The 23,838-nt window shown below is 52.0% G+C and carries 24 protein-coding genes; 21 read left to right on the top strand and 3 right to left on the bottom strand.

All coding sequences use genetic code 11. From position 1 onward, the window contains the following. Window positions 1–170: 170 nt before the first annotated feature. The 12 genes from BLR64_RS03200 (at window position 171) to BLR64_RS03145 (ending at window position 10,798) form a co-directional block, all read left to right on the top strand. On the top strand, window positions 171–959 hold the full coding sequence (locus BLR64_RS03200) for an HAD-IIA family hydrolase (RefSeq protein WP_090712125.1): 789 nt from the start codon (window positions 171–173) through the stop codon (window positions 957–959). Window positions 960–1,005: 46 nt separating this feature from the next. Next, window positions 1,006–1,821, top strand: a complete 816-nt coding sequence (locus tag BLR64_RS03195) for an Fpg/Nei family DNA glycosylase (protein WP_090712123.1) — start codon at window positions 1,006–1,008, stop codon at window positions 1,819–1,821. Further along, complete coding sequence (locus BLR64_RS03190; protein WP_090712121.1) at window positions 1,811–2,668, top strand: deoxyribonuclease IV; 858 nt, start codon at window positions 1,811–1,813, stop codon at window positions 2,666–2,668. The genes BLR64_RS03195 and BLR64_RS03190 overlap by 11 nt, the downstream gene beginning before the upstream one ends. Before the next feature lie 2 nt (window positions 2,669–2,670). Beyond that, the gene (locus BLR64_RS03185) at window positions 2,671–3,015 is read left to right on the top strand and encodes a cyclic-phosphate processing receiver domain-containing protein (protein WP_090712119.1); all 345 of its coding nucleotides are present in this window, start codon (window positions 2,671–2,673) and stop codon (window positions 3,013–3,015) included. Beyond that, window positions 3,012–3,344, top strand: a complete 333-nt coding sequence (locus BLR64_RS03180; RefSeq protein ID WP_090712117.1) for a thioredoxin family protein — start codon at window positions 3,012–3,014, stop codon at window positions 3,342–3,344. Before BLR64_RS03185 ends, BLR64_RS03180 begins: the two co-directional genes overlap by 4 nt. Further along, on the top strand, window positions 3,345–4,121 hold the full coding sequence (locus BLR64_RS03175) for an ABC transporter ATP-binding protein (RefSeq protein ID WP_090712115.1): 777 nt from the start codon (window positions 3,345–3,347) through the stop codon (window positions 4,119–4,121). It begins immediately after the preceding gene. Between the two features lies 1 nt (window position 4,122). Next, window positions 4,123–5,190, top strand: coding sequence for an SAM-dependent methyltransferase (locus tag BLR64_RS03170; protein WP_090712113.1), 1,068 nt, complete (start codon window positions 4,123–4,125; stop codon window positions 5,188–5,190). Window positions 5,191–5,314: 124 nt separating this feature from the next. Next, complete coding sequence (locus BLR64_RS03165) at window positions 5,315–6,841, top strand: serine/threonine protein kinase (RefSeq protein ID WP_090712111.1); 1,527 nt, start codon at window positions 5,315–5,317, stop codon at window positions 6,839–6,841. Window positions 6,842–6,943: 102 nt separating this feature from the next. After that, window positions 6,944–8,497 (top strand): ABC-F family ATP-binding cassette domain-containing protein, encoded by a 1,554-nt coding sequence (locus tag BLR64_RS03160; protein ID WP_090712109.1) that lies wholly within the window; start codon window positions 6,944–6,946, stop codon window positions 8,495–8,497. 77 nt (window positions 8,498–8,574) lie between these two features. Then, window positions 8,575–9,630 carry a ThiF family adenylyltransferase gene (locus BLR64_RS03155; protein ID WP_090712107.1) on the top strand — a complete coding sequence of 352 codons (1,056 nt, stop codon included), beginning with the start codon at window positions 8,575–8,577 and terminating at the stop codon, window positions 9,628–9,630. Between the two features lie 17 nt (window positions 9,631–9,647). Beyond that, window positions 9,648–9,950, top strand: coding sequence for a Dabb family protein (locus BLR64_RS03150; protein WP_090712105.1), 303 nt, complete (start codon window positions 9,648–9,650; stop codon window positions 9,948–9,950). Window positions 9,951–10,090: 140 nt separating this feature from the next. Further along, a complete protein-coding gene (locus tag BLR64_RS03145; RefSeq protein WP_090712103.1) occupies window positions 10,091–10,798 on the top strand; it encodes a response regulator transcription factor in 708 nt (235 codons plus the stop codon). Window positions 10,799–10,836: 38 nt separating this feature from the next. On the opposite strand, the gene BLR64_RS03140 is transcribed toward BLR64_RS03145, so the two are convergent. Continuing rightward, the gene (locus BLR64_RS03140) at window positions 10,837–11,343 is read right to left on the bottom strand and encodes a C40 family peptidase (RefSeq protein ID WP_090712101.1); all 507 of its coding nucleotides are present in this window, start codon (window positions 11,341–11,343) and stop codon (window positions 10,837–10,839) included. A 276-nt stretch (window positions 11,344–11,619) separates the two neighbouring features. After that, window positions 11,620–12,261, bottom strand: a complete 642-nt coding sequence (locus tag BLR64_RS03135) for a thiamine diphosphokinase (RefSeq protein ID WP_090712099.1) — start codon at window positions 12,259–12,261, stop codon at window positions 11,620–11,622. Window positions 12,262–12,441: 180 nt separating this feature from the next. Here BLR64_RS03135 and BLR64_RS03130 point away from each other — a divergent pair, with 180 nt between their 5' ends. After that, on the top strand, window positions 12,442–12,906 hold the full coding sequence (locus BLR64_RS03130; protein ID WP_090712244.1) for a low molecular weight protein-tyrosine-phosphatase: 465 nt from the start codon (window positions 12,442–12,444) through the stop codon (window positions 12,904–12,906). Between the two features lie 170 nt (window positions 12,907–13,076). On the opposite strand, the gene BLR64_RS03125 is transcribed toward BLR64_RS03130, so the two are convergent. Next, window positions 13,077–13,808, bottom strand: coding sequence for an alpha/beta hydrolase (locus tag BLR64_RS03125; RefSeq protein ID WP_090712098.1), 732 nt, complete (start codon window positions 13,806–13,808; stop codon window positions 13,077–13,079). 265 nt (window positions 13,809–14,073) lie between these two features. On the opposite strand from BLR64_RS03125, the gene pdhA reads away from it, so the two are divergent. The 8 genes from pdhA (at window position 14,074) to BLR64_RS03085 (ending at window position 23,818) form a co-directional block, all read left to right on the top strand. After that, window positions 14,074–15,141 (top strand): pyruvate dehydrogenase (acetyl-transferring) E1 component subunit alpha, encoded by a 1,068-nt coding sequence (gene pdhA / locus BLR64_RS03120; RefSeq protein ID WP_090712096.1) that lies wholly within the window; start codon window positions 14,074–14,076, stop codon window positions 15,139–15,141. A gap of 15 nt (window positions 15,142–15,156) precedes the next feature. Next, window positions 15,157–16,134, top strand: a complete 978-nt coding sequence (locus BLR64_RS03115; protein ID WP_068725039.1) for an alpha-ketoacid dehydrogenase subunit beta — start codon at window positions 15,157–15,159, stop codon at window positions 16,132–16,134. 229 nt (window positions 16,135–16,363) lie between these two features. Further along, window positions 16,364–18,019 (top strand): 2-oxo acid dehydrogenase subunit E2, encoded by a 1,656-nt coding sequence (locus BLR64_RS03110; protein ID WP_090712093.1) that lies wholly within the window; start codon window positions 16,364–16,366, stop codon window positions 18,017–18,019. A gap of 3 nt (window positions 18,020–18,022) precedes the next feature. After that, on the top strand, window positions 18,023–19,435 hold the full coding sequence (lpdA, locus tag BLR64_RS03105) for a dihydrolipoyl dehydrogenase (RefSeq protein ID WP_090712092.1): 1,413 nt from the start codon (window positions 18,023–18,025) through the stop codon (window positions 19,433–19,435). Window positions 19,436–19,590: 155 nt separating this feature from the next. After that, entirely contained in the window at window positions 19,591–20,565 is a 975-nt protein-coding gene (locus BLR64_RS03100; RefSeq protein ID WP_090712242.1) for a S66 peptidase family protein, read from the top strand. A 202-nt stretch (window positions 20,566–20,767) separates the two neighbouring features. Beyond that, entirely contained in the window at window positions 20,768–21,562 is a 795-nt protein-coding gene (gene thyA, locus BLR64_RS03095; protein WP_090712090.1) for a thymidylate synthase, read from the top strand. 43 nt (window positions 21,563–21,605) lie between these two features. Beyond that, window positions 21,606–22,097 (top strand): dihydrofolate reductase, encoded by a 492-nt coding sequence (locus BLR64_RS03090; protein ID WP_090712088.1) that lies wholly within the window; start codon window positions 21,606–21,608, stop codon window positions 22,095–22,097. Between the two features lie 233 nt (window positions 22,098–22,330). Beyond that, a complete protein-coding gene (locus BLR64_RS03085; RefSeq protein ID WP_090712086.1) occupies window positions 22,331–23,818 on the top strand; it encodes a glutamate synthase subunit beta in 1,488 nt (495 codons plus the stop codon). Window positions 23,819–23,838: the final 20 nt, after the last annotated feature.

Genomic DNA, 23,838 nt, shown 5'->3' with positions numbered 1-23,838 from the left:
CGAAGCAGTGTAGATTATGACGAAACCGGGACGGCGCTGAGGGGCGGGCGGTACATTGTGACTAGTGTTATCATCGGGCAAAAGCAGAGATTCTAAGCTGTATAGCCTAATTTAATTGTATTAATAGTTAATGATGTTAATAGAAAATCAAGGAAGAAGGAGGCTGCTGTATGAAGAATATCGGAGGCTTGCTGATAGATCTGGACGGAACGCTGTTTCACGGCGGGCGGATGATACCCGGAGCGGATAAGCTGATCGAAGGGCTGCGGACGGCAGGAATTCCTTTTTTATTCGTAACGAATAATTCGTCACGGACAGCGGCCGGTGTGGCTGCGCATTTGCAGGGAATGGGGATTGCAGCAAAGCCGGAGGAAGTGTGTACCTCGTCGCTTGCGGCTGCGCGTTATATCGCCGGGGAATTACCGGAGGCACGGGTGGCGATACTGGGGGAAGAGGGGCTGATTGATGCCTGTATGGCAGCAGGCCTGAAGATTGTTGAGGATGATCCGCAGTATGTCGTTCAGGGTATTTATAGAGCTTTTACATATGATTCACTTGCGAGGGCATCCCGCTGGATTATGGGCGGGGCAAAGTTCGTGCTGACCAATCCGGATTTAATGCTCCCGTCTGATGACGGAGTTATGCCCGGAGCAGGGACGATTGGCGCTGCAATTGAGGCCGCAAGCGGTGTTGCACCGGTGGTGATCGGCAAGCCGGAAGCGCACCTGATTACCTTTGCGGCGTCTATACTTGGTATCAAACCGGAAGAAGCGGTAGTAGTCGGAGATAATATGCGGACAGATATTACAGCAGGAGTGAATGCCGGCTGCAGGACGGTGCTTGTGCTGACAGGCCTGACTACAGCGGAGAATCTGGAGCATTATAAAACGGTCACAGGTGTGACCCCTGATGAAATTTGCCGTGATTTAGCTGAACTTATGGCGATGCTCGGTGTATAATGGCAAAGGTGCGATTTTTTTACCAACCTTGAAGGGACGATGAACAATGCCGGAATTGCCGGAAATGGAGAATTACAGAAGGCTGCTCAGCCAGCATCTTATAAATGTGCCGATTACGGGTGTGACCGTAAACCGCGAGAAGACGATTAACATAGAAGCCGATGCCTTCAAAAAAGCCCTGCTTGGTGCGCGTATTGTATTTGTGGAGCGCCGGGCGAAGCATATTCTGTTCCATCTGCATGACGGGCGCAGGCTGCTGCTGCATCTGATGCTGGGCGGGCTGCTGTATTACGGCACCGAGGAAGAGCGTCCGGACCGCACTACCCAGGTAGAGCTGGCTTTCGGTGACAAGATCCTGTATTTCATGGGCCTGCGCCTCGGCTATCTGCATCTGCTGTCGGTGAAGGAGAGCGAAGCGGCGATGGGCAAGCTGGGACCGGAGCTGCTGGACCGCCGGATGACGCCGGAGCGGTTCGCCGCACTGCTGAAGGGCCGCAGGGGAGCTCTAAAAAGCCTGCTTGTGAATCAGCAGGTAATGGCGGGTATCGGTAATTGCTACGCGGATGAAATTGCTTTTGAAGCTAGGCTGCTGCCGTCAGTCCTGGTGCAGAATCTGTCCCCGGAGGCCGTTACGCGCCTGTATGACAGTGTGCGTAAGGTACTGACGGAAGCGACCGAAATCGGCGGATATATGGAAATGCCGTTTATGGCCGGCGACAACGTAACCGGCTCGTATAATGACCAGTGCAAGGTGTATGACCGTGAAGGCGAACCGTGCCTGCGCGGCGGGGGAAACATTGTTAAAGTTGAGCTGTCCGGCCGCAAGGTGTTCTACTGCCCGGACTGCCAGCATGAAGTCTAGCCCCAAGATCGGGGCGCATGTCAGCATCCGCGGCGGATACGGCCGTGCGGCCCGGTTCGCCTGGGAGAGCGGTGCGGCATGCTTTCAGTATTTTCCAAAGAATCCGCGCAGCCTGAAGCTGAAGCCGCTCGATGTGCGGGATGCTGAGGATTGTGCGGACTTTTGCCGCAAGCATCAGATGGTGTCCATTGCCCATACCCCTTATCCAACCAATATGGCCGCCGGGGCTGCCGGAGCTTCCCCGAGAAAGGTTATGGTGGAGTCACTGTGCAACGATCTGGAGATCGCCGAAGCCTGCGGCTCGCTGGGCATTGTTGTGCATTTCGGAACCTTCGGCGCGCTTGAACCGTTACAAGGCTATCAAAATATTATACAATGTATGAATGAAACGCTCGATTCTTGGGAGGGCCGGGCCAAGCTGCTGATTGAGAACCAGGCCGGCAATCACGGGCGTGAAGGCATGACGCTGGAAGAGCTGGTCAAGGTCCGTGAGCTTAGCCGGTATCCCGGTAAGATCGGCTTCTGCTTCGATACCTGTCATGCCTTTGCCGCAGGGATCTGGAACCCTGAACAGACAGAAGATCTGCTGGGGCGGGGAACAGAGCTGGGGTACTGGCCGCATCTTGTGGCGGTTCACCTGAATGATTCCGTGTTTCCTTACGGGCTGCGCAGGGACAGGCATGCTGGTATCGGGCAGGGGCATATTGGTGAAAAAAAGCTGCGGGAGCTGATGCTCACGGAACCGTTCCGCCGGACCGCAGTTGCCATGGAGACCGCCAAAGGACCTGACGGCACCCACCGCGGGGAAATCGCAGCTGTACGCAAATGGTATGAAGCGGAGGATTAGCCGTGATTAATATTTTTATGGATGATTGCCGCAAGCGGCCTGAGGGCTTTACACTGGCAAGAACGACAGAGGAATGCTTGCTGCTCCTGCGGGAGTGTGAGGTCAATATCCTGTCGCTGGATTATGACATGGGACCGGAAGATTACAGCGGGGATGAGGTGGCAAGGCGGATTGTGCTCGAAGGGCTGTATCCGCGCGAAATCTATCTGCATACCTCAAGTTCCGCGGGCCGCAAAGCTATGTATGAACTGCTCTATTCCGCAGTGCCTGCAGGGACTGTGCTGCATAATGGCCCGCCGGGCAATGAGCTGTTGGCAGAGATTGCTGCAGGAGTGACCGCGATATGAAGGTATTTAAGCAAATGAATGAACAGGAGCTGGCGTTAGCGCTGGAGCAGCCGGGCGAACCGCTGGTCGTCTTTTTGCATACACCGCTGTGCGGAACCTGCAAAGCCGCCCGGCGGATGCTTGAGGTGGCAGCGCATCTGCTGCCTCCCGGCCTCGTAATTGCTGAAGCGAATGTTAACATGCTTCCGGGGATCGTCAGCCGCTACCGCATATCAAGTGTGCCGGCGCTGATGACCGCCGGGGCGGACCGGACGGGCGGGCCGGAAATTTTGTATTCGATGGGCTCTGTAGAGCAGATGCTGGATTACATAAGGAGAGTGTCCTCATAAATGATATCATTACAACATCTTACCCTGCGGAGAGAGCAAAGCCTGATTCTTGATGATGTATCCCTGGAGATGAAGCCGGGTGAAAACTGGGTGATCCTGGGACGGAACGGCTCCGGCAAAACAACAATTCTCGAAATGATGACGGGTTATCTGTTTCCGAGCAGCGGATCGGTGGAAGTGCTCGGATACAAGTTCGGACAATGCGATGTCCGTGAAGTGCGCAAGGAAATCGGTTATATCGGGCCATCCCTGATGGAAAAGCTGTCACTAAGTGATCCCGTCTGGGAAGTGGTGGCTACGGGTGCCTATGCTTACCTCCGCTTCTATCAGGCGATTCCGCAGCAGGTGAAGGAGCAGGCGATCAAATTGCTTGAAGATATGAATCTGGGCGGGCTGGCCTATCATCCGTTCGGCACGCTGTCCCAGGGTGAGCGCAAGAAGGCGATGCTGGCCAGATGCCTGATGGCTGAACCGAAGCTGCTCATTATGGACGAGCCCTGCGCCGGTCTTGACCTGTATGAACGGGAGAAAATGCTTGCGGAGGTTGACAAGCTGAAGCAGCGCAATGTTTCGGTCGTCTATGTTACCCATCATGTTGAAGAGATCGTACCGCTCTTTACCCATGTGGCGCTGATCCGTGACGGCAAGCTGGCCGGCTCCGGGCCCAAGGAAGAAGTATTAACGAAGGAAATGATCCTGGCTACATTTGATATTCCTGTGGATGTTGAATGGGATGGCGGTCGTCCCTGGATAAAAATCAGACCTGGAGGCAATTGATTTGAACGATTTAACACAAGAAACCGGAGCGCAGGCTGCTGCTCCTGAAGACAAAATCCTGTCCCGCTATATCTGCACCGCCAATCACGGCTTTGCCCCTTATGCCCAGGAGGAGCTTCGCCGCCTGTTCGGGGCGGTGAAGAGCACGCTGCTGCTGCCGGGCGAGATTTTTCTTGCTACGCTGGAGGGCGAACCTGCTGAGATAGCAGGGAAGCTCAGCAGTAATCCGCCGATCTTCCTGCGGCATATCCAGCCGGTCCAATTTCAGGACCAGGGGGATATGTCTGCTCTGGAGCGGCTGGCGGTTTATCTGAGCCGGCGCAGTGAGCTGGAAGGCGAAAAGGTGTCCCTGCATGTCCGTAAGGGAACCTCATCCTTCTGGCCGCACAGCCCTGGTGAGTTGCGCGAATGGCTGCAGGAACGGCTGGCGGATCTGGAAGCAGACTTTACTGTACAGGAGCCCGCCTGGATTATTTCCGTCTATGCGGACGGGGATGCGCTGTATGCCGGGGTTTCCCGGCCGGAGGATAACCTGTCCAGCTGGAACGGCGGAATGATCCGCTTCCGCAAGGAGGACGGGCAAATCTCGCGGGCCAAGTTCAAGCTGATGGAAGCCGAAAAGGAATTTGCCATTCCGTTCTCAAGCTTCAGTAATGCTGTGGATATCGGCGCTTCGCCCGGCGGCTGGACTTCGTTCCTGCTGGAGCGCGGCCTGAAGGTTACAGCAATTGATCCGGCGCTGATGCATGAATCGCTCCGCAATCAGCCGAACCTGAAGATTCTGCGCAAGAATGCCGGCGAAGTCAAATTCAGTGACAGTGAATTTGATCTGCTCGTATGTGACATGAGCTGGAGCCCCAAGCTGATGGCCAAGCTCGTTACCGGTCTTATGCACAGCCTCGCACCGGGCGGAACGGCCGTAGTTACCGTGAAGCTGATGCACAAGAAGCCTATGGCAGTGATCAAGGAGATCATCGCCATGTTTGAAGGGGAACGGATGCAGCTCCAGCGGGCAAAGCAGCTGTTCCATAACCGGGATGAAATAACACTTTATATGATTAAATATTAATCAGACCAAATATCTGGAAGAACCGGGAAAGCCTCCCGTTGTCTGCGCCTCCGGCCTTGAGCCGGTCCGGGCGCAGCACGGGAGGCTTTCTTTTTTTATAATCCAATTGAAGGGGAGACGACTAATGCTTTTTGAATCAAAACTTGCTGAAGGATTCTTTCTTGGCGGGCGGTACCGGATTATACGGAAGCTTGCCTCAGGGGGGATGAGTCATGTATATCTTGCTGAGGATATGCGCCTGCCGGGCCAGTGCTGGGCTGTTAAAGAGAGCATTACCCAGCGTGAGACATCGGGGAACGTAGCGGCTGAAGCAGAATTGTTAATCTCATTAAATCATAGGTTGCTTCCGCGTATTGTTGATTTCTTTCCGCCGGATGAGCAAAATTACTGCTATCTGGTAATGGATTATATAGGAGGGGTTACCCTGTCGGATTATATAAAAGAGCAGGCTGCCCCGCTTGATGGAGAGCAGATCGCCTCCTATGCGCGCCAGCTGCTTGGGGTCCTTCATTATCTCCATAGCCATCATCCCCCGATTATCTACCGCGACCTGAAGCCCTCCAATATTATGCTGACCGGAACCGGTGAACTTAGGCTGATTGATTTCGGTATTGCCCGCAGCTACAGGCAGGGAGCTGCGGAAGATACCGAAAAGTTCGGCACTGCCGGCTTTGCTGCGCCCGAGCAATACGGCAGCGGGCAGAGCAGTCCGGCCTCCGATCTATATGGTCTGGGAGCACTTATGCTGTACATGGCTTCCGGAGGGCTGTACAGCCGCTGGGAGCGGGGGATGGAGGCCAGGCTGGACCGCAGAAACATGTCATTGCTGATCCCGGTCATTCGCCGGCTGCTGCGTTACCATCCGGAGGAGCGATATCAGAGCGCGCAGCAAGTGCTGCTGGCGCTTGAGCCGGCAGGGGAGTCCGGAAGCAGGCCTGATAAACGGGATACCCGCAACAGACTGGAGACAACTTCGAACATCTCCGTGAGCTCCCAGGCCACGATCGTCGCCTTGCTGGGCATAGCTGCAGGTCTCGGTACAACACATACCTCCTTTGCAGCTGCCAGCTGTCTTGCCAGGAGAGGGAAAACAGCGTGGGTTGGCTTCAGTCCTGATTCTGCCGTGTACGGGCGGATATGCAGCCTGCTGGACTATCCTGCCGGTTCAGAAACAGCGGATTCTCAAGATAACCCGGTCAGCTGGAAAGGAATAGATTACTGGCCGCGTCCTGCCGCCGGTAATTTAAGCCGGCTCCTTGAAAAACATTACAGCTATATCGTCGTAGACCTTGGCACAGGCAGTTTTGACGGGGCTCAAGAGGTATTTGTTAACAGCGGTATTCCGCTGCTGCTGTCTTCCGGGGCTGACTGGCGGCTGGAGGATACCCTGCATTGGCTGCGGCGGAGCCGCCTCACACCCACTGCGGATTGGCGCATTTGCCTGCCGCTGGCCAGCCATTCAGCAGCCGGACTGCTGGCAGCTGCACTGCACGGACGGGTTAAAGTTTGCAGTCTGCCGCTGCAGCAGAATCCTTTTCAGCGTAAAGGCAAGCTGATCCATATGCTAGACCGCCTGCTGACGGAGACGGGGAAGCTCCATTTGCCTGTAAAACGCAGTGGAATATTTCAGAAAAAGGCGCAAAACCGCTAAATTCCTGTTTCAGCGGGGCAGGCTCCTGTGCTAAAATGGTCGTTATATGCAGAGACAGATAGGTCGTCATGTTATAAATAGATAGGAGCTTAACGAGAATTCATGAGTTTACTTACTGTAGAAGATGTTTCACATCATTTTGGTGACCGGCAGCTGTTCAAGAATGTGTCCTTCCGCCTGCTGGAAGGCGAGCATGTCGGATTTGTTGGGGCGAACGGTGCGGGCAAATCGACGCTGATGAATATTTTAACCGGAACCCTGCTTAAGGACAGCGGAAGAGTGGAATGGACGCCGCGGGTACGTTACGGCTATCTGGATCAGCATACCAATCTTGCACCGGGCAAAACTGTGCGGGATGTGCTTAAAGATGCCTTTCTGCCGCTGCTGGAGCTGGAGAAGGAAATGATGGCGATTACGGATAGAATGGGCAATGCTTCACCGGAGGAGCTTGAACTGCTGCTGGAGCAGATGGGTGAAATCCAGGAACAGCTCGATATCGGTGATTTCTATCTGATCGATGTTAAAGTGGAGGAAATGGGCAACGGCCTTGGACTCTCAGCGATCGGGCTGGACCGTGATGTAGCTTCACTGAGCGGGGGACAGCGGACTAAGGTGCTGCTGGCGAAGCTGCTTCTGGAGAAACCGAATGTACTGCTGCTCGATGAGCCTACCAACTATCTGGATGTTGAGCATATCGACTGGCTGACGAACTACCTGAAGCAATATCCGTATGCTTTTATGCTGATTTCCCATGATACCGAATTTATGAATAAGGTCGTTAATGTCGTGTATCATCTGGAATTCGGCAAGCTTACACGTTACACGGCTAACTATGAGAAGTTCCTGGATATGGCCGAAATGAACAAGAATCAGCATATTGAAGCCTATGAGAAGCAGCGTGAATTCATTAAGAAGCAAGAGGATTTTATCCAGAAAAATAAAGCGCGCGCCTCTACTTCGGGCCGGGCGAAGAGCAGAGAAAAGCAGCTCGACCGCATCGAGCGAATCGACCGTCCGGAGGAAGCGGCCAAGCCGAGCTTCTCGTTCAAGGAGAGCCGCTCCAGCGGTAAAACTGTGTTTGAAGGGATTGACTTTGAAATCGGCTATGACCGCCCGCTGCTGCCGAAGCTGAATATGATGATTGAGCGTGGTGACAAAATTGCGATCGTCGGCAGCAACGGAGTGGGGAAATCTACACTGCTGAAGACCATTCTGGGTGTGATTCCGCCAATCAGCGGAAAAACCTATCAGGGAGATTACCTGAATACTGCTTATTTCCAGCAGGAGGTGAAGGCTGCCAACGTAACACCGATTGATGATGTCTGGAATGAATTCTCGGGTCTTACCCAGAATGAGGTGCGCGGCCATCTGGCCCGCTGCGGGCTGAAAAACGAGCATATTACCCGCCCGCTTAGCATGCTCAGCGGGGGCGAACAGGCTAAAGTGCGCCTGTGCAAGCTGATGATGCGCGAGAGCAACTGGATTCTGTTTGATGAACCGACCAATCACCTGGATATTATTGCCAAGGCTGAGCTTAAGCGGGCATTACAGGAGTACAAAGGTACTGTGCTGCTCGTCTCCCATGAACCGGAGTTTTACGAGGATTGGATAACGAAGACCTGGAATGTTGAGCAGTGGTCTGCACAGAGGGTATAAAATAATTTCATAGATCCGGGTAAAAGCGGCATGAAAGCTGCTGGTTCCCGGATTTTAGTATAGGAGGTTGTTCAGGAATGAATGACAGCAATCAAACCCAAGTTACCGGGGAGAACGGCCGCTATTCCAGGCAGGTCCGTTTCACGCCGTTTGGCGCCGGAGGACAAGCAGGACTAGCTCGGGCTAATGTATTGATTGTAGGTACAGGTGCGCTGGGAACAGGCATTGCTGAAACTCTTGCCCGCTGCGGTGTCGGAAGGCTGATTCTGGCTGACCGGGATTATGTGGAGTGGAGCAATCTTCAGCGCCAGCAGCTCTATACGGAAGAGGATGCCCGTCTGCGCACCCCAAAAGCAGAGGCGGCCAAAGTGAGGCTGCAGCAGATTAATTCGGAGATTCAGATAGAAGCCCACGTGATGGATGTGCGTGCGGAAGAGCTGGAGAGCCTGTTGTCCCGGGTAGATCTGATCATGGATGGCACTGACAATTTCGACACCCGCCTGATCATCAACGATATGGCTCAAAAACACGGCATTCCCTGGATATACGGGGCCTGTGTCGGCAGCTACGGCGTTACATACACCATTCTTCCGGGAGAGACACCGTGCCTGAACTGCCTGCTGGGAACCGTTCCCCTGGGAGGAGATACCTGCGATACTGCGGGCATTCTGCCGCAGGCGGCGCAGCTTGTAACGGCCAATGCAACCGCGGAGGCGCTCAAGCTGCTGGGCGGCCGGCGCGAACAGCTGCGGGGAAGACTGCTGAGCTTTGACGTGTGGCGTAATGAACACCAGGAAATAGGAGTGACGGCTGCCAAAAAAGCAGACTGTCCGTCATGCGGCAGCCATGCGGTCTACCCTTATCTGACCGCAGCCAATACGGAGCGCAGCGATGTTCTCTGCGGCAGGGATACCGTACAGATCCGGCCGGCGCAACGCAGGGAGCTTAATCTGCAGGAGACGGCTGCCAGGCTGGCCAAGCTGGGAACCGGAAAGGTGGACAGCAATCCGTATTTAGTCTCGTTTACTGAGGAACCGTACCGTCTGGTTATCTTTGCCGACGGGCGGGCCTTGATTCATGGAACCAGTGATATTGCCGCAGCGCGCAGCGTATATCACCGGTATTTTGGCTGACGAAGGGAGAAGATAGGATGGGGACAGGAACGATCCGGCACATGGCGCTGTTTACGCTGAAGGTTCCGGCAGATTCCAGGGAGGCACAGGCCTTCCTCAAAGACGGCAAAGAGATTCTTAGCGGCATTCCGGTTGTACGCCAGTTTGAGGCTCTGCGCCAGGTAAGTGCCAAGTGTGAATTTGACTTCTGCTTTTCTATGGAGTTTGCAAATCAGGAGGACTACGACAGCTATAATAATCATCCGGACCATCAAGCCTTTGTAAGCGAGAGGTGGGAAACGGAGGTCGCAAAATTTCAGGAAATTGATCTTTTGAAATAAATTTTTGCGGCAGGCCGCAGGCATATACAGAGCAGCAAAGACCCTTCCTTCCGGAATGGTCTTTTTGCTTTGTGGGGATTCTAAGGTTTATCTGCGGCGGATTACCGCTCTGCAAGGCTGAGGGATGCGGGGTAAAAAAGATGAATGAAACAATCGTTTGGTTCAGGGCTGGCGAAGAAGATAGCGGGCTGACAGAATCGCTGCTGAGTGAACTGGGGCTTCAGACGGCAATAAGCGAAGATCCCGAGGATCTTCGCTTATTGTTAACCAGGATGCAACCTGTCCTGCTGCTTGCTGAAATTAGGGATGCCGGGGCATGGGCGGGGTGGAATATTATCTCGGAGCACCGGTCGCAGGGGGCTTTTATTCCGGTAATGGTAATAGCAAGCGGGGGGAGCAGCGAGGAGGCGGTTGCCGTATTTGAAGCAGGCGGAAATGAGTATATGAAAAGCCCGTTCCATGACGGAGAATTCAGGTGCCGGGTGATGAACCTGCTCTGGCTCACCGGACGCCGGCGCGGTCCCGAAGCATTAATCAAAATCGACGGCCTCATGCTGGATGCAAGCCGCAGGCTGGTCAGCCGGGACGGGATCAGGCTCAGCCTGACCCCCAAAGAATTTGACCTGCTGTATTATCTCGCTGTTAATCAGGGAGAAGTCTGCCCGCGGGACGAAATCCTTCGTCACGTATGGGGATACCACTTCCATGCAGATACCAATGTGGTCGATGTGTACATCAGGCATATCCGGATCAAAGTGGATAAAGGTCACCGGAACAAGCTGATTCATACGGTGCGCGGCACCGGATATGTGCTGAGGGCGCCTGGCGGCAGCCCTTCAGTTGTATAACAGTATTTTCAATACACGTAGCAGATATAAACAGCTTCCTATAGTACCCGGCGTGCTTTCAGATACGTTCTTTTCCAGTTGCCGGAATTCAGATCTGAAACGGTTACGCCAGGGGAACCGTAAGTATGCAGGATTTTGCCGTTGCCGGCGTATACCGCCACGTGTGTAACGTTCTTGCCATTAGCCCGGCTGCCGCTGGAGAAGAACACAAGGTCGCCGACACGGAGATTCGCTTTGGAGACCGCTTTTCCGGCCTTGGATTGGGCTACAGAGGTACGCGGCAGGTTTACACCGTATTTTGCAAAGATATATTTAGTAAAAGAGGAGCAGTCAAAATATTTAGTAGTGGACGTGGAAGCGCCGAATTGATAGCGGGTTCCCAAATATTTTTTACCGAAGGTTACGATGCTTTGTCCGGTAGAGGCTGTCACAGATGCGGCAGCAACGGGTGCTGTGCCGGCTCCTGTAGCCATCAGAGTACTCAGTCCGATTGTAGTGCACATTCCCACGACAACCGCTTGTTTGAACCATTGGTGCTTTTTCATGTTGTAAAACCTCCCAGGTTTATATCTTTCTTGTATGTTTCTTTCTCTGTTTCGTAGTATAGCAGTTTATAACCAGCCTATATTTTTCCATAAATGTCTCAAAATCAAGCCAGGCCTGAGTTGGAAACGTTTTATTAAAAAAACATTAAAAGTTACAAAAAATTAATATTTATAAGAAAATGCACAACAAAAAAACCGGAAAACCCTTATGTATCAAGGGGACTCCCGGTTTTACACTTTTGAAACAAAGGTTACAACGATGTCTCCGGATATGTATTAATCCTTGCTCTGGATAATAAGCAGCAGGCCGCTTTCGATGGTAACCGTTCCAGTCTCTTCCAGCAGGCGGTTGCTGACAGCGAGGGACTGGCCCAGCTTGAGCGTTGCATTGTCCAGCGGATACAGGAAGCCCTGCAGGGTAATCCCGGTAACTTCAGGGGTCAGCGGGAGCAGGGAGACATAGGTGAAGCCCTGTTCATGAACTTGTACCTGAGATCCGGTAAGCGTGATAAAATTATTGGCATCCATTACAGAACAGCTCACCTGGCGCTGCAGCGCCCTTGTCATCATCTGGATGCTGGCCAGCGTATGGTCCATTCTTGTGCCTGTTACGCCCATCATGAGAATGGATTCTGGCTGGGTATTCAGCGCAAGATCAAGCGCCAGCTCGCTGTCAGTAAGGTCCTTGTCAACAGGATCACAGGTAAGAGTCTCTTTACTGCCTGCTCTGATCTGCTCCAGCGCCTCAGGGCTTACCGAATCAAAATCCCCGACGGCGATGTCCGGCGTAATCCCGTGGCTGACAAGAAATAATGCGCCGCTGTCCGCCCCGATAATAAAATCCTCTTCATCTATATGGTGTAAGAAGTCCTCGGAAAGCACACCTCCGGCAAAAATAACAACGCGTTTGGATGGCAAATTAATTTCCCTCCCTCTATTGGTGTTATAGTTTGTCATCCTTCACAAAGTATAATGCAGGATCCAAAAGTTGTACAATTAGAGCTGATAACGCTAAAATAAAGATAGCGGATTTTTTCTACTATAGAATAAATCCTTCTATCTTCAGAATAGAATCAGGAGCTGCAGGAGGTGAGAGAAATCGTAAACGTATTATTCGTATGCCTGGGCAATATTTGCCGTTCGCCAATGGCGGAAGCGGTTCTCCGCAGCAAAATAGCCAAGCGCCGCCTGACGGAATCCATCAAGGTGGATTCAGCTGGAACAGGAGACTGGCATATTGGAAAAGTGCCGCATGAAGGAACCCGGCGCATTCTCGATCAAAAGGGGATCAGCTATGCCGATATGACTGCCCGGCTGGTGAGCAGCAGCGATTTTGACAGCTTTCAATACATAATCTGTATGGATAACTCCAACGCTGAGAATGTCCGCAAGCTGCCCGGAGGGGATAAGGCGGAGCTGCTGTTCTTCATGGATCTGCTTCCCGACGAGGAGCTGCGTGAGGTGCCTGATCCTTATTTCACCGGCAATTTCGAACAAGTGTATGACCTTATTGATGCGGGCTGTGATGTGCTGCTGGACAAGATCATTCAAGAAAAGCTATAGCAGCCTGGAGGAGTAATAGGTTGGAATTTGTGTTCAAAACTAGCCGGCCCGGTAACCGTCCTTAAAAAAGAGGACGGGCACCGTGTGCCCGTCTAAGAATGGAAGCGCAAACAAACTGCATCTATACATAAGTTGACAGATCGTTCACCGTTTCGTCATTTTAAGCTGTTTCATGGGGTTAAGAAATAGAGTAATGATTCTGGGAGCTCCTTTTGCCAAAATCCCCAAAGATGCTTGCCGTCCTTCTCCCGGTAGGAGACGGTGGCTCCGCGGGCTTCAAGCAGCGCCTTCGTATCGCGGTTCATCTGGACGAAATCGTATACGCCGGTATCTGTCTGATAATCGGTCTCCTGCAGGCCTACTACCATATTGATATTCAGCCAGGACAAGTCATCCTCCCGGGCGATCAGCTCACGGGATTCGGGATAATAAGCTCCGGACAGGCTTAACACACGGCTGAACAGGCCGGGATAGGCAAGGGCAAGATGCAGTGAGACGCTGCCGCCCAGCGAGTCTCCGGCGATGATCCGCTGATCAGGGGTGCGGCGGACCGGATAATTATGTTCTATGAAGGGAATAATCTCTTCGGCGAAGCAGGCAAGGTATTGCTTGAAGCGGCTGCCGAAGGGGGCATACTCCTGTGTCCGGACGGCCACGTTCACCTCGACGCCTACAATAATGAACGGCTCGATGTCTTCTTCTATAATGAGCTGTCCGGCAAGGGTGGCGATCCGCCCGAAATTGAAAAATTCTTCACCGTCCTGGCAATAAATTACGGGATAGCTGAGTACTTCGTTGTAGCCCGGGGGAAGATAAATGCGGAGCTTGCGTTCCTCCTGCAGCTGCTCACTCCAAAGGGTTTGCTTAACGATTGTACGTTTCAGAAAAACAGGTTCGCTCATGAATGAATCGTCGCCTTTCTTGTCGAATTTTGCATTACACATGCGGTTACGTTAAAATTACCCAAGCGGTAAATGTGTGAAAAATCATTTACTTGCTTGAAAAAAACAAATCTGTTATAGGATATTCTATTTCCTGTTATACATACAAAATTTATGAGAACATAAATTTTATGCGTATTTCTTTGACGAAACAGATAAAACAGGTGTATAATAATTCTATAACAGATACCACTGATGTTCAAATTTTTTTATTGAGGTGAAAATGATGACTAGAGTTCCTTATGAAGTTTATACAGAGGACGTGGAGGCCCTTTCGGTGCTTTCTCCGGATGGAGAGGTTATCAACAAAGAGAAGATGCCTGCACTTACCGATGATCAGCTGAAAGAAATTATGTACCGTATGGTCTTTACCCGCACTTGGGATGACCGTGCAGTTAATCTTGGCCGTCAGGGCCGCCTCGGCTTCTATGCTCCGGTATCCGGACAGGAAGCAACCATGATCGGCAGTGAGTTTGCACTGCAGAAAGAAGATTTCGTATGCCCGGGCTACCGCGATATTCCTCAGCTGGTATGGCACGGACTTCCATTATATCAGGCTTTCCTGTATTCCCGCGGTCACCAGCACGGCGGACAGATTCCGGACGGCGTTAATGTACTGATGCCGCAGATCATCATCGGCGCGCAGATTCTGCATGCTACCGGGATTGCAATGGGCTTCAAACTGAAGAAACAGCAGAATGTTGCAATCACCTATACAGGTGACGGCGGTTCTTCCGAAGGCGACTTCTATGAAGGCCTGAACTTTGCCGGACGCTTCAAGCTGCCGGTGATCTTCTTCGTACAGAACAACGGTTATGCGATTACGACTCCGTTCTCCAAGCAGACGGCTTCCAAATCCATTGCCCACAAAGCAGTAGCAGTTGGTATTCCGGGAATCAAAGTAGACGGCATGGATGTCTTTGCTGTAATCGCTGCGGTTCAGGAAGCTGCAGAACGTGCACGCAGAGGCGAAGGTGCTACGCTGATTGAAGCTGTTACTTACCGTTTCCGTCCGCACTCCCTCTCCGATGACGCCAGCAAATACCGTTCCAAGGATGAAGAAGGTCAGTGGAACGAGAAGGATCCTATCGCCCGTCTTGCCAAGTACTTGGAGAAGAAAGGCCTGTGGACCGAAGAAGATACGGCTCGCGTAAGAGAAGAAGCGAAAGCGACTGTAAACGAGCAGATCAAAAAAGCAGAGCAAACCGAAAAAATGACCGTTCCAGGCTTGATCGACAGCATGTTCGAGGTAACTCCGAAACATCTGGAAGAGCAAAAAGCCGATTTTGAATAAGGGGGATATCAGGCAATGGCACAAATGAATATGAAAGAAGCAATTCGTGACGCACTGCGCGTTGAACTGAATCGCGACCCTAATGTTATGATCTTTGGGGAAGACGTTGGTAATGTAGGCGGCGTTTTCCGTGTAACTGAAGGACTGCAGAAAGAATTTGGCGAAGACCGTGTGTTCGATACACCGCTTGCTGAATCTGCCATCGGCGGTCTGGCTTTTGGTCTCGGGGTACAAGGCTTCCGTCCAATCGCTGAAATCCAGTTTATCGGCTTCATCTATGAAGCCCTTGACCAGATCGTTATCCAGGCTGCACGCCTGCGCTACCGTTCCGGCGGTAAATATAATGCACCAATCGTATTCCGTACGCCATTCGGCGGCGGCGTTAAGGCAGCAGAGCTTCACACGGATTCCCTTGAGGGTCTGATCGCTCAAAGCCCGGGGATCAAGGTGGTTATTCCTTCTAACCCTTATGATGCCAAAGGTCTGATGATCGCATCGATCCGCGACAATGACCCTGTATTCTTCATGGAGCACCTTAACCTGTATCATGCATTCCGTGATGAAGTGCCTGAAGGTGAATACACTGTTGAACTGGGTAAGGCTAATGTTGTACGCGAAGGTTCGGATGTAACCATCATCGCTTACGGTCTGATGGTACATACTGCAACCAAGGCGGCTGACCAGCTGGAGAAGGAAGGCATCAAGGCTGAAATTATCGATCTGCGGACCGTTAGCCCAATTGATATCGATACCATTGTAGCTTCCGTTAAGAAGACTAACCGTGCAATTGTAGTTCAGGAAGCACAGAAGAGCTCCGGCGTTGCAGCAGAAGTTATTGCGCAAATCAACGAAAAAGCGATTCTGCACCTTGAAGCGCCTGTACTTCGTGTAGCGGGTCCGGATACTATCTATCCGTTCGCACAAATCGAAGATAGCTGGATTCCTACACCGGCACGCGTAGTGGCGGCTGTTAAGAAAGTTCTGGAATTCTAATAAAGATTTTATCTGCCGTCCTTGCACAGAGGGCGGCACCACTTTCTGCATTATATCTATATCTAAAATTTAAGCAGATGCTGACAAACTAAGCTGATGCTTTCGATGTGAGTTTGCGAAGTTAACTCAAGGAAGCGGATGCTAACAAACTAAGCTGATGCTTTCGATGCGAGTTTGCGAAGTTAACTCAAGGAAGCGGATGCTAACAAACTTTTAGGAGGTTATCAAGGTGGCAAAATTTGAGTACCGGTTCCCTGAGCTGGGCGAAGGTTTGCATGAAGGCGAAATTATCAAAATGCACATCAAAGCCGGCGATAAAGTAACCGATGACGATATCGTAATGGAAGTACAGAATGACAAGGCAGTAGTAGAGGTTCCTTGTCCGGTTAACGGCACAGTGCTTGAAGTATTCACCAAAGACGGCCAGGTATGCCGCGTTGGTGAAGTTGTAGCAATCATTGATGCAGAAGGCGATGTTCCTGAGCAGGAAGGCGGCCATCCGGCAGAAGTGGCTTCCCAGGAAGCAGATGCAGCTAAAGGCGGAGCAGACACTACTTCTTCCCCGGCAACCAGTGCTCCTTCAGCAGGCGGCGCTGTAAACTTCGAATACCGTTTCCCTGAGCTGGGCGAAGGCCTGCATGAAGGTGAAATCATCAAGATGCACATCAAAGTCGGCGACAAGGTAACCGACGATGATATCATCATGGAAGTACAGAACGACAAGGCAGTAGTAGAAGTACCTTGCCCGGTTAACGGAACTGTAACTGAAGTTCGTGTTAAAGACGGACAGGTATGCCGCGTTGGCGAAGTTGTGGCGATTATCGCTGCAGAAGGTGAAGTTCCACAGCAGGAAGGCGGCCACGCTGAAGCTCCTGCTGCACAGGAAGCGGCAGCACCGGCAGCTGCACAGGCTGCTGCTCCGGCGCCTAACCGTGACATTCTGGCTACTCCAAGCGTCCGCAAAGCGGCACGTGAGCAAGGTGTTGATCTTGCGAAGGTGAACGGCAGCGGCAAGAACGGCAAGATTACCCATGACGATATCGCAGCCTTCCTGAAGGGCGGCTCCGCAGCTCCTGCTTCAGCAGCGCCTGCAGCGGCGGCATCCGCACCTGCAGCAGCTCCGGCTGCTGAAGCCAAAGCACCTGCAGCGGCACCGGCTGCAGCAGCATCCGGTAATGTGAGCCTGGAAGAAGAGCGCGTGCCATTCAAGGGTATCCGCAAAGCGATCTCCAATGCTATGGTTAAATCTGCCTACACAGCGCCGCATGTTACCATCATGGACGAAGTGGATGTTACCGAGCTGGTTGCTTTCCGCACCCGTATGAAGCCTGTAGCCGAGAAGAAGGGCGTGAAGGTTACTTACCTGCCATTCATCGTTAAGGCTCTGGTTGCAGCATCCCGTCAGTTCCCTGCGCTTAACGCAATGATTGACGAAACCACTAACGAAATTGTGTACAAAAAGTACTACAACATCGGTATCGCTACAGATACAGACAACGGTCTGATCGTACCGGTAATTAAGGATGCTGACCGTAAGAGCATCTGGATGATCGCAAGTGCGATCACTGATCTGGCTGTGCGCGGACGCGACGGCAAGCTGACTGCTAACGAAATGAAGGGCAGCACGATCTCCATCTCCAACATCGGCTCCGCCGGCGGTATGTTCTTTACTCCAATCATCAACTTCCCTGAAGTTGCGATTCTGGGTACAGGCCGCATCACTGAGAAGCCTGTTGTGAAGAACGGTGAAATCGTAGCGGCTCCAGTAATGGCGCTGTCCCTGAGCTTTGACCACCGTATCATTGACGGTGCGACTGCACAGAACTTCATGAATTACATTAAGACCCTGCTTGCAAATCCTGATATGTTAGTTATGGAGGTGTAATAAATGGTAGTCGGAGACGCTTCAATCGAAATCGACACATTGGTTATTGGTGCAGGTCCCGGCGGGTATGTGGCGGCAATTCGTGCCGCCCAGCTCGGCCAAAAAGTCCTTATTGTAGATAAATCGGAACTCGGCGGTGTCTGCCTGAACCGCGGCTGTATTCCTTCCAAAGCACTGATCTCTGCAGCCCACAGCTATGAAGCTGCACAGCACGGCGATGTTTTCGGTGTCACTGCCGAGAACGTAAAGGTAGACTGGGCCAAAACCCAGGAATTCAAAAACGGCGTTGTCAAAAGAATGACAACCGGCGTGACCAGCCTGATGAAGGGCAACAAAATTGAAGTATTCAGCGGCGAAGCAATGTTCATCAGTACAAACGAAGCCCGTTTGTTCAATGACCATGAATCCCCGCGTTACAAATTCAATAACTGCATCATCGCCACTGGCTCCCGTCCGATTGAACTGAAGCCATTCCCGTTCGGCGGACGCATCCTGTCCTCTACAGAAGCTCTGGAGCTGCCAGAGATTCCTAAGAGCATGATCGTAATCGGCGGCGGCTACATCGGTGCTGAGCTTGGCCAGATGTACTCCAAATTCGGCACTAAAGTAACGATCATTGAAGGTCTGGATACTGTACTGCCAGGCTTCGATAAAGATATGACCCGTCTGGTTGCCAAGAACATGGCGAAGACAGGCATCGAGATCGTAACCAATGCCAAAGCGGAAAGTGCTGTTCAGAACGACAAGGAAGTAACCGTTAAGTACTCTGTCGGCGGCGAAACCAAAGAAATTACTGCAGATTACCTGCTGGTAACTGTAGGTCGCCGTCCAAATACTGACGGTGAGCTGGGTCTTGATCTGATCGGCGTTGAGCTTGACGAACGCGGCCTGATCAAGGTTGACCACCAGGGCCGCACCAACATCCCTAACATCTATGCTATCGGGGATATTGTTCCTGGTCTTGCACTGGCACACAAAGCATCCTATGAAGGCAAGATTGCTGCTGAAGCGATCTCCGGCCACAAATCCGTGGTTGACTACAAAGTCATTCCGGCCGTTGTGTTCACAGATCCTGAATGCTCCAGCGTAGGCTTGACCGAGAAGGAAGCAAAAGACAAGGGCTACAAGGTAAAAGCAGGCAAGTTCCCGTTCGCAGGCAACGGCCGTGCAGTTTCCCTGAATGCTCCGGAAGGCTTCATCAAGATTGTGGCTAACAGCGAGAACAACCTCGTACTGGGCGCACAAATCGTTGGTCTGGAAGCCTCCAACCTGATTGCCGAGCTGGGTCTGGCGATTGAAATGGGCGCAACGCTCGAGGATATCGCACTGACGATCCACGCGCATCCAACCCTTGGCGAAATCGTCATGGAAGCGGCTGAGCTGGTAGAAGGCCACCCAATTCACGTAGTGAAGTAATACATTACCGTCTGCGCAAGGCAGAATCATCATAGAAGAGACTCCCAATGTCATGGTAATGGCTGAGGGAGTCTTTTCTTTTATTAAGCAGCATAATTTGCGTTATAACACTTGGAGGCTAGAAAATGCAGGAAGCAATGAAAGGGAGTCATCCCATGAAAGCACCTAAACTGCAGGCCGGCGACGGAATCCGGATCATCTCGCCGTCAAACAGTCTCGGCATTATCGCACCTGAGCAGATAGAGGCTTCTACAAGGCTGCTGGAGAGCTACGGCTTCAAGGTTTCTTTTGCAGCACATGCTTATGAAATGGACCGGTTCTCCTCGTCTTCTGTCCGCTCCAGGGTGGAGGATATTCATGAGGCTTTCCGCGATCCTGATGTCAAAGGTATTCTGACTACACTGGGAGGCCATAACTGCAACCAACTGCTGCGTGAGCTCGATTACAGGCTGATTGCTGACAACCCCAAACGTCTTTGCGGGTACTCCGATATAACGGCGCTCAGCAGTGCAATTTACCGGAAGACTGGACTGATTACATACTCAGGCCCTCATTTCTCCACCTTGTCCATGCGGCTTGGCAATGAATATACGGTCCGGCATTTTATCCGGATGATGATGGAGGATGAACCGGTCCTGGTACAGCCCTCGGCGGAGTGGAGTGATGATGCGTGGTTTCTTGATCAGGAGAATCGAAGCTTTGAAGCTAATGAAGGGCCTTATACAATCGGTTCCGGATCAGCAGAAGGCACAATAATCGGCGGTAATCTGTGCACACTGAACCTGCTGCAGGGTACGGAGTACATGCCAAGCCTGAAGGATGCTATTCTGTTTCTGGAGGATGATTTTGAATCGGGGCCGGAAGTCTTTGACCGTGATCTCCAGTCACTGATTCATCAGCCGGATTTTGAGCAGGTGAAAGGTCTTGTAATCGGCAGATTTCAGCGGGCATCAAGGATAACAAGGGATATGCTGGAAACCATCATCCGCAGCAAGAAGGAACTGCTGCATCTTCCAGTCGTGGCTGACGTGAACTTCGGCCATACCTCGCCGCTGATTACTTTCCCGGTTGGAGGCCGGGCCAAGCTGATAGCAACTGCAAATACTGTGGAGCTGAGGATGTGGGAATAGCAGGAGAACCAGGTGCAATCAGGATCACGGAGTAAACCTTAGTACAGCCGGTCCTCCCACTATTTTCGTGCAAAGGAAATCACTGTGGGCAGCAGGGATGGTGAACGACAGGAAATTGCATTTTCTGCGCTTAATTAAGTTACAAGGGTGGTCAGGTCATGGTAAACTGGGATAAGAAAAAAAGGGGAGAGGAGTTTAAACTTTGCGCAACTACTTAGATTTACTTCAAGATGTACTGGATCACGGCACGCCCAAAAGCGACCGCACCGGAACAGGCACCATTTCCGTGTTCGGGCGTCAGCTCCGCTTCGATCTGTCCCAAGGCTTTCCGCTGGTTACGACCAAGCGCATTCATCTGAAATCGGTTGTTCATGAGCTCCTGTGGTTTTTGAAGGGAGATACCAATATCTCTTATCTTAAAGAAAACGGTGTGTCGATCTGGGATGAATGGGCTGATGAGAATGGTGAACTGGGCCCGGTATACGGCTCGCAGTGGCGTGCCTGGGAGAGCAGTGACGGCCGGCATATTGACCAGATCGCTGCGGTCATTGATTCCATCAGGAACAATCCGGATTCCCGCCGTCATATTGTAAGCGCGTGGAATGTAGGAGAGATTGAGCAGATGAAGCTACCTCCGTGCCACTTTGTGTTTCAGTTTTATGTAGCTGACGGCAAGCTGAGCTGTATGCTGACCATGCGTTCTGTGGATACGTTCCTCGGCCTGCCTTTTAACATTGCAAGCTATGCCCTGCTCACCCATATGGTCGCCCAGCAGACAGGTTACGAGGTGGGGGACTTCATTTGGTCCGGAGGCGATGTGCACATTTATACAAATCATCTGGAGCAGGTTGCCACCCAGCTGTCCAGAGAGCCGCATCCGCTGCCGAAGCTGAATATCCTCAGAAAGCCGGATAGCATTTTTGACTATAGATTTGAAGATTTCGAGTTTGAAGGGTATGTCTATCACCCGGGGATCAAAGCGCCGGTTGCCATTTAATCTTTCCGGGACATGATGATTCTTGGAGAAGGAGGGCATAGATATGAGTATCAGCATGATTTGGGCGATGGCGGAGAACGGTGTAATCGGTAAGGATAATGATATGCCGTGGCATTTGCCGCTGGATTTTGCCTATTTTAAAGAACAGACGCTGGGCAAAAGAATGCTTATGGGCCGCAAAACCTGGGAATCGCTAGGCGGGAAGCCGCTTAAGGGCAGAACAAGCATCGTTATTACGAGAGATACCGGATTTCAGGCGGAGGGCGCACAGGTCATCCATACGCTGGAGGAAGCGCTGGCTGAAGGACGTAAGGACGATGAGCTAATGATTATCGGCGGAGCTGAAATCTACGGGATGATGCTGCCGTACGCCGACAAGCTGCTTGTGACCCGGATTCATGAGGATTTTGAAGGCGAAACGAAGTTTCCGGATGTCCCTTGGGAAGAATGGAAAGAGGTCTCCAGTGTTCAGGGGATCCGCAATGAGCAGAACCCGTATGATTACCGTTTTTACGTTTATGAACGTACGGTTTAAGGAAAAAGCGTTTTCTCTGACACAACATGTGAAATAGTACAAATAATCAGCAGATTAATCCATTACAGTGCGAAAGTATAGAATGCTACTATAGTTAAAATTACAATTGCTAAACTTAAAAATAGTATAGAATGTGCAGGTACTTCATTGCGCTGAATCGACACGAATCTGCCGCAGTATGCTACAATGTACTATACATCAACACGAAGAGAACGGATGGGGGAAACGTAAATATGTCTACACCTACTGGATTTATGGAGTATAAGCGCCAGCTCCCAGGTGACCGGGATCCTGAGCAGCGCGTTAAAGACTGGGAAGAATTCCATCATCACCTTACCGAGGACGAGCTCCGCACGCAGGGCGCGCGCTGCATGGACTGCGGAACCCCCTATTGCCATACCGGCATTGATATGACCGGAGGCACATCTGGGTGCCCGGTTCACAACCTGATTCCTGAATGGAACAATCTGGTCTACCGCGGCCTGTGGAAGGAAGCGCTGGAGCGTCTGCACAAGACGAATAATTTCCCTGAATTTACAGGCAGCATCTGTCCTGCGCCTTGCGAAGGCTCCTGTACCGTCGGTCTGATCGGCCAGCCGGTTACGATCAAGACCATCGAGCTTGCCATCGTGGATAAAGGCTTTGAGGAAGGCTGGGTTGTTCCTAGTCCGCCCGAGAAGCGTACCGGCAAGAGAGTAGCTATCGTCGGCTCCGGACCGGCCGGACTTGCTGCAGCAGCCCAGCTGAACAAAGCAGGACATACTGTGACAGTATATGAACGCAGTGACCGCGTCGGCGGTTTGTTGACATATGGCATACCTACAATGAAGCTGGATAAACGCGTCGTTCAGCGCCGGGTGGATCTGCTGGCCGCTGAAGGCATCACTTTTGTTGTGAACACCGAGATCGGCAAGGATATTCCGACCCAGCAGCTCGTCGATGACTATGATGCGGTCGTACTGTGCGGGGGGGCAACCAAAGCACGCCAGTTCAATGTCGAAGGCAGTGAGCTGAACGGTGTCATGTATGCAATGGATTACCTGACCGGCACGATCAAGAGCTACCTGAACTCCAATCTGGAAGACGGCAACTTCGTATCGGCCGCCGGTAAAGATGTAGTCGTACTGGGCGGCGGGGATACCGGTTCCGACTGTGTAGCAACCTCTCTGCGTCATGGCTGCAAGAGCATTACCCAATTCGGCACGCATGATAAAGCACCGCTTGAACGTGATCCGATTGCCAATCCGTGGCCGCAGTTCCCGAACGTATATACACTCGACTATGCACAGCAGGAAGCCAAAGCCATCTTCGGCGACGATCCGCGTGAATTCTCCATCATGACCACCAAGTTTGTTGGTGATGATGAGGGCAACCTGAAAGAGGTGCACACCGTGCAAATCCGCCGTATGGTGGATGAGACAGGCCGCAAGATCTACCAGCCTGTACCGGGTACAGAAGCTGTCTATCCGGCTCAGCTAGCGCTGATTGCGATCGGCTTCGACGGACCGGAGCAGGATATCATTCAGGAGCTGAACCTGGAAACGGACCGCCGCAGCAATGTGAAGGCCCGTTATGGCAAGTTCAACACCAATGTGGATAAAGTTTTTGCTGCAGGTGACATGCGCCGCGGGCAAAGTCTGGTGGTATGGGCGATTAATGAAGGCCGCGCAGCCGCACGTGAAGTTGACAAATATCTGATGGGATCTACTGTTCTCGTCTAAGTTATAGCCTGTAAAAGTAC

The sequence above is a fragment of the Paenibacillus typhae genome (assembly GCF_900099765.1).
GTDB classification, from domain to species: domain Bacteria; phylum Bacillota; class Bacilli; order Paenibacillales; family Paenibacillaceae; genus Paenibacillus_AQ; species Paenibacillus_AQ typhae.
This window is presented reverse-complemented; position numbering and strand designations above follow the sequence as displayed.

Bases quoted from the DNA above. Each gene is read 5' to 3' on its own strand.
- BLR64_RS03180 (WP_090712117.1), top strand. From the start codon at position 3,012: ATGAAGGTATTTAAGCAAATGAATGAACAGGAGCTGGCGTTAGCGCTG.
- BLR64_RS03150 (WP_090712105.1), top strand. From the start codon at position 9,648: ATGGGGACAGGAACGATCCGGCACATGGCGCTGTTTACGCTGAAGGTT.
- BLR64_RS03175 (WP_090712115.1), top strand. From the start codon at position 3,345: ATGATATCATTACAACATCTTACCCTGCGGAGAGAGCAAAGCCTGATT.
- BLR64_RS03115 (WP_068725039.1), top strand. From the start codon at position 15,157: ATGGCACAAATGAATATGAAAGAAGCAATTCGTGACGCACTGCGCGTT.
- BLR64_RS03190 (WP_090712121.1), top strand. From the start codon at position 1,811: ATGAAGTCTAGCCCCAAGATCGGGGCGCATGTCAGCATCCGCGGCGGA.
- BLR64_RS03155 (WP_090712107.1), top strand. From the start codon at position 8,575: ATGAATGACAGCAATCAAACCCAAGTTACCGGGGAGAACGGCCGCTAT.
- BLR64_RS03090 (WP_090712088.1), top strand. From the start codon at position 21,606: ATGAGTATCAGCATGATTTGGGCGATGGCGGAGAACGGTGTAATCGGT.
- BLR64_RS03085 (WP_090712086.1), top strand. From the start codon at position 22,331: ATGTCTACACCTACTGGATTTATGGAGTATAAGCGCCAGCTCCCAGGT.
- BLR64_RS03125 (WP_090712098.1), bottom strand. From the start codon at position 13,808: ATGAGCGAACCTGTTTTTCTGAAACGTACAATCGTTAAGCAAACCCTT.
- BLR64_RS03165 (WP_090712111.1), top strand. From the start codon at position 5,315: ATGCTTTTTGAATCAAAACTTGCTGAAGGATTCTTTCTTGGCGGGCGG.
- lpdA (WP_090712092.1), top strand. From the start codon at position 18,023: ATGGTAGTCGGAGACGCTTCAATCGAAATCGACACATTGGTTATTGGT.
- BLR64_RS03145 (WP_090712103.1), top strand. From the start codon at position 10,091: ATGAATGAAACAATCGTTTGGTTCAGGGCTGGCGAAGAAGATAGCGGG.
- BLR64_RS03140 (WP_090712101.1), bottom strand. From the start codon at position 11,343: ATGAAAAAGCACCAATGGTTCAAACAAGCGGTTGTCGTGGGAATGTGC.
- BLR64_RS03195 (WP_090712123.1), top strand. From the start codon at position 1,006: ATGCCGGAATTGCCGGAAATGGAGAATTACAGAAGGCTGCTCAGCCAG.
- BLR64_RS03200 (WP_090712125.1), top strand. From the start codon at position 171: ATGAAGAATATCGGAGGCTTGCTGATAGATCTGGACGGAACGCTGTTT.
- pdhA (WP_090712096.1), top strand. From the start codon at position 14,074: ATGACTAGAGTTCCTTATGAAGTTTATACAGAGGACGTGGAGGCCCTT.
- BLR64_RS03160 (WP_090712109.1), top strand. From the start codon at position 6,944: ATGAGTTTACTTACTGTAGAAGATGTTTCACATCATTTTGGTGACCGG.
- BLR64_RS03100 (WP_090712242.1), top strand. From the start codon at position 19,591: ATGAAAGCACCTAAACTGCAGGCCGGCGACGGAATCCGGATCATCTCG.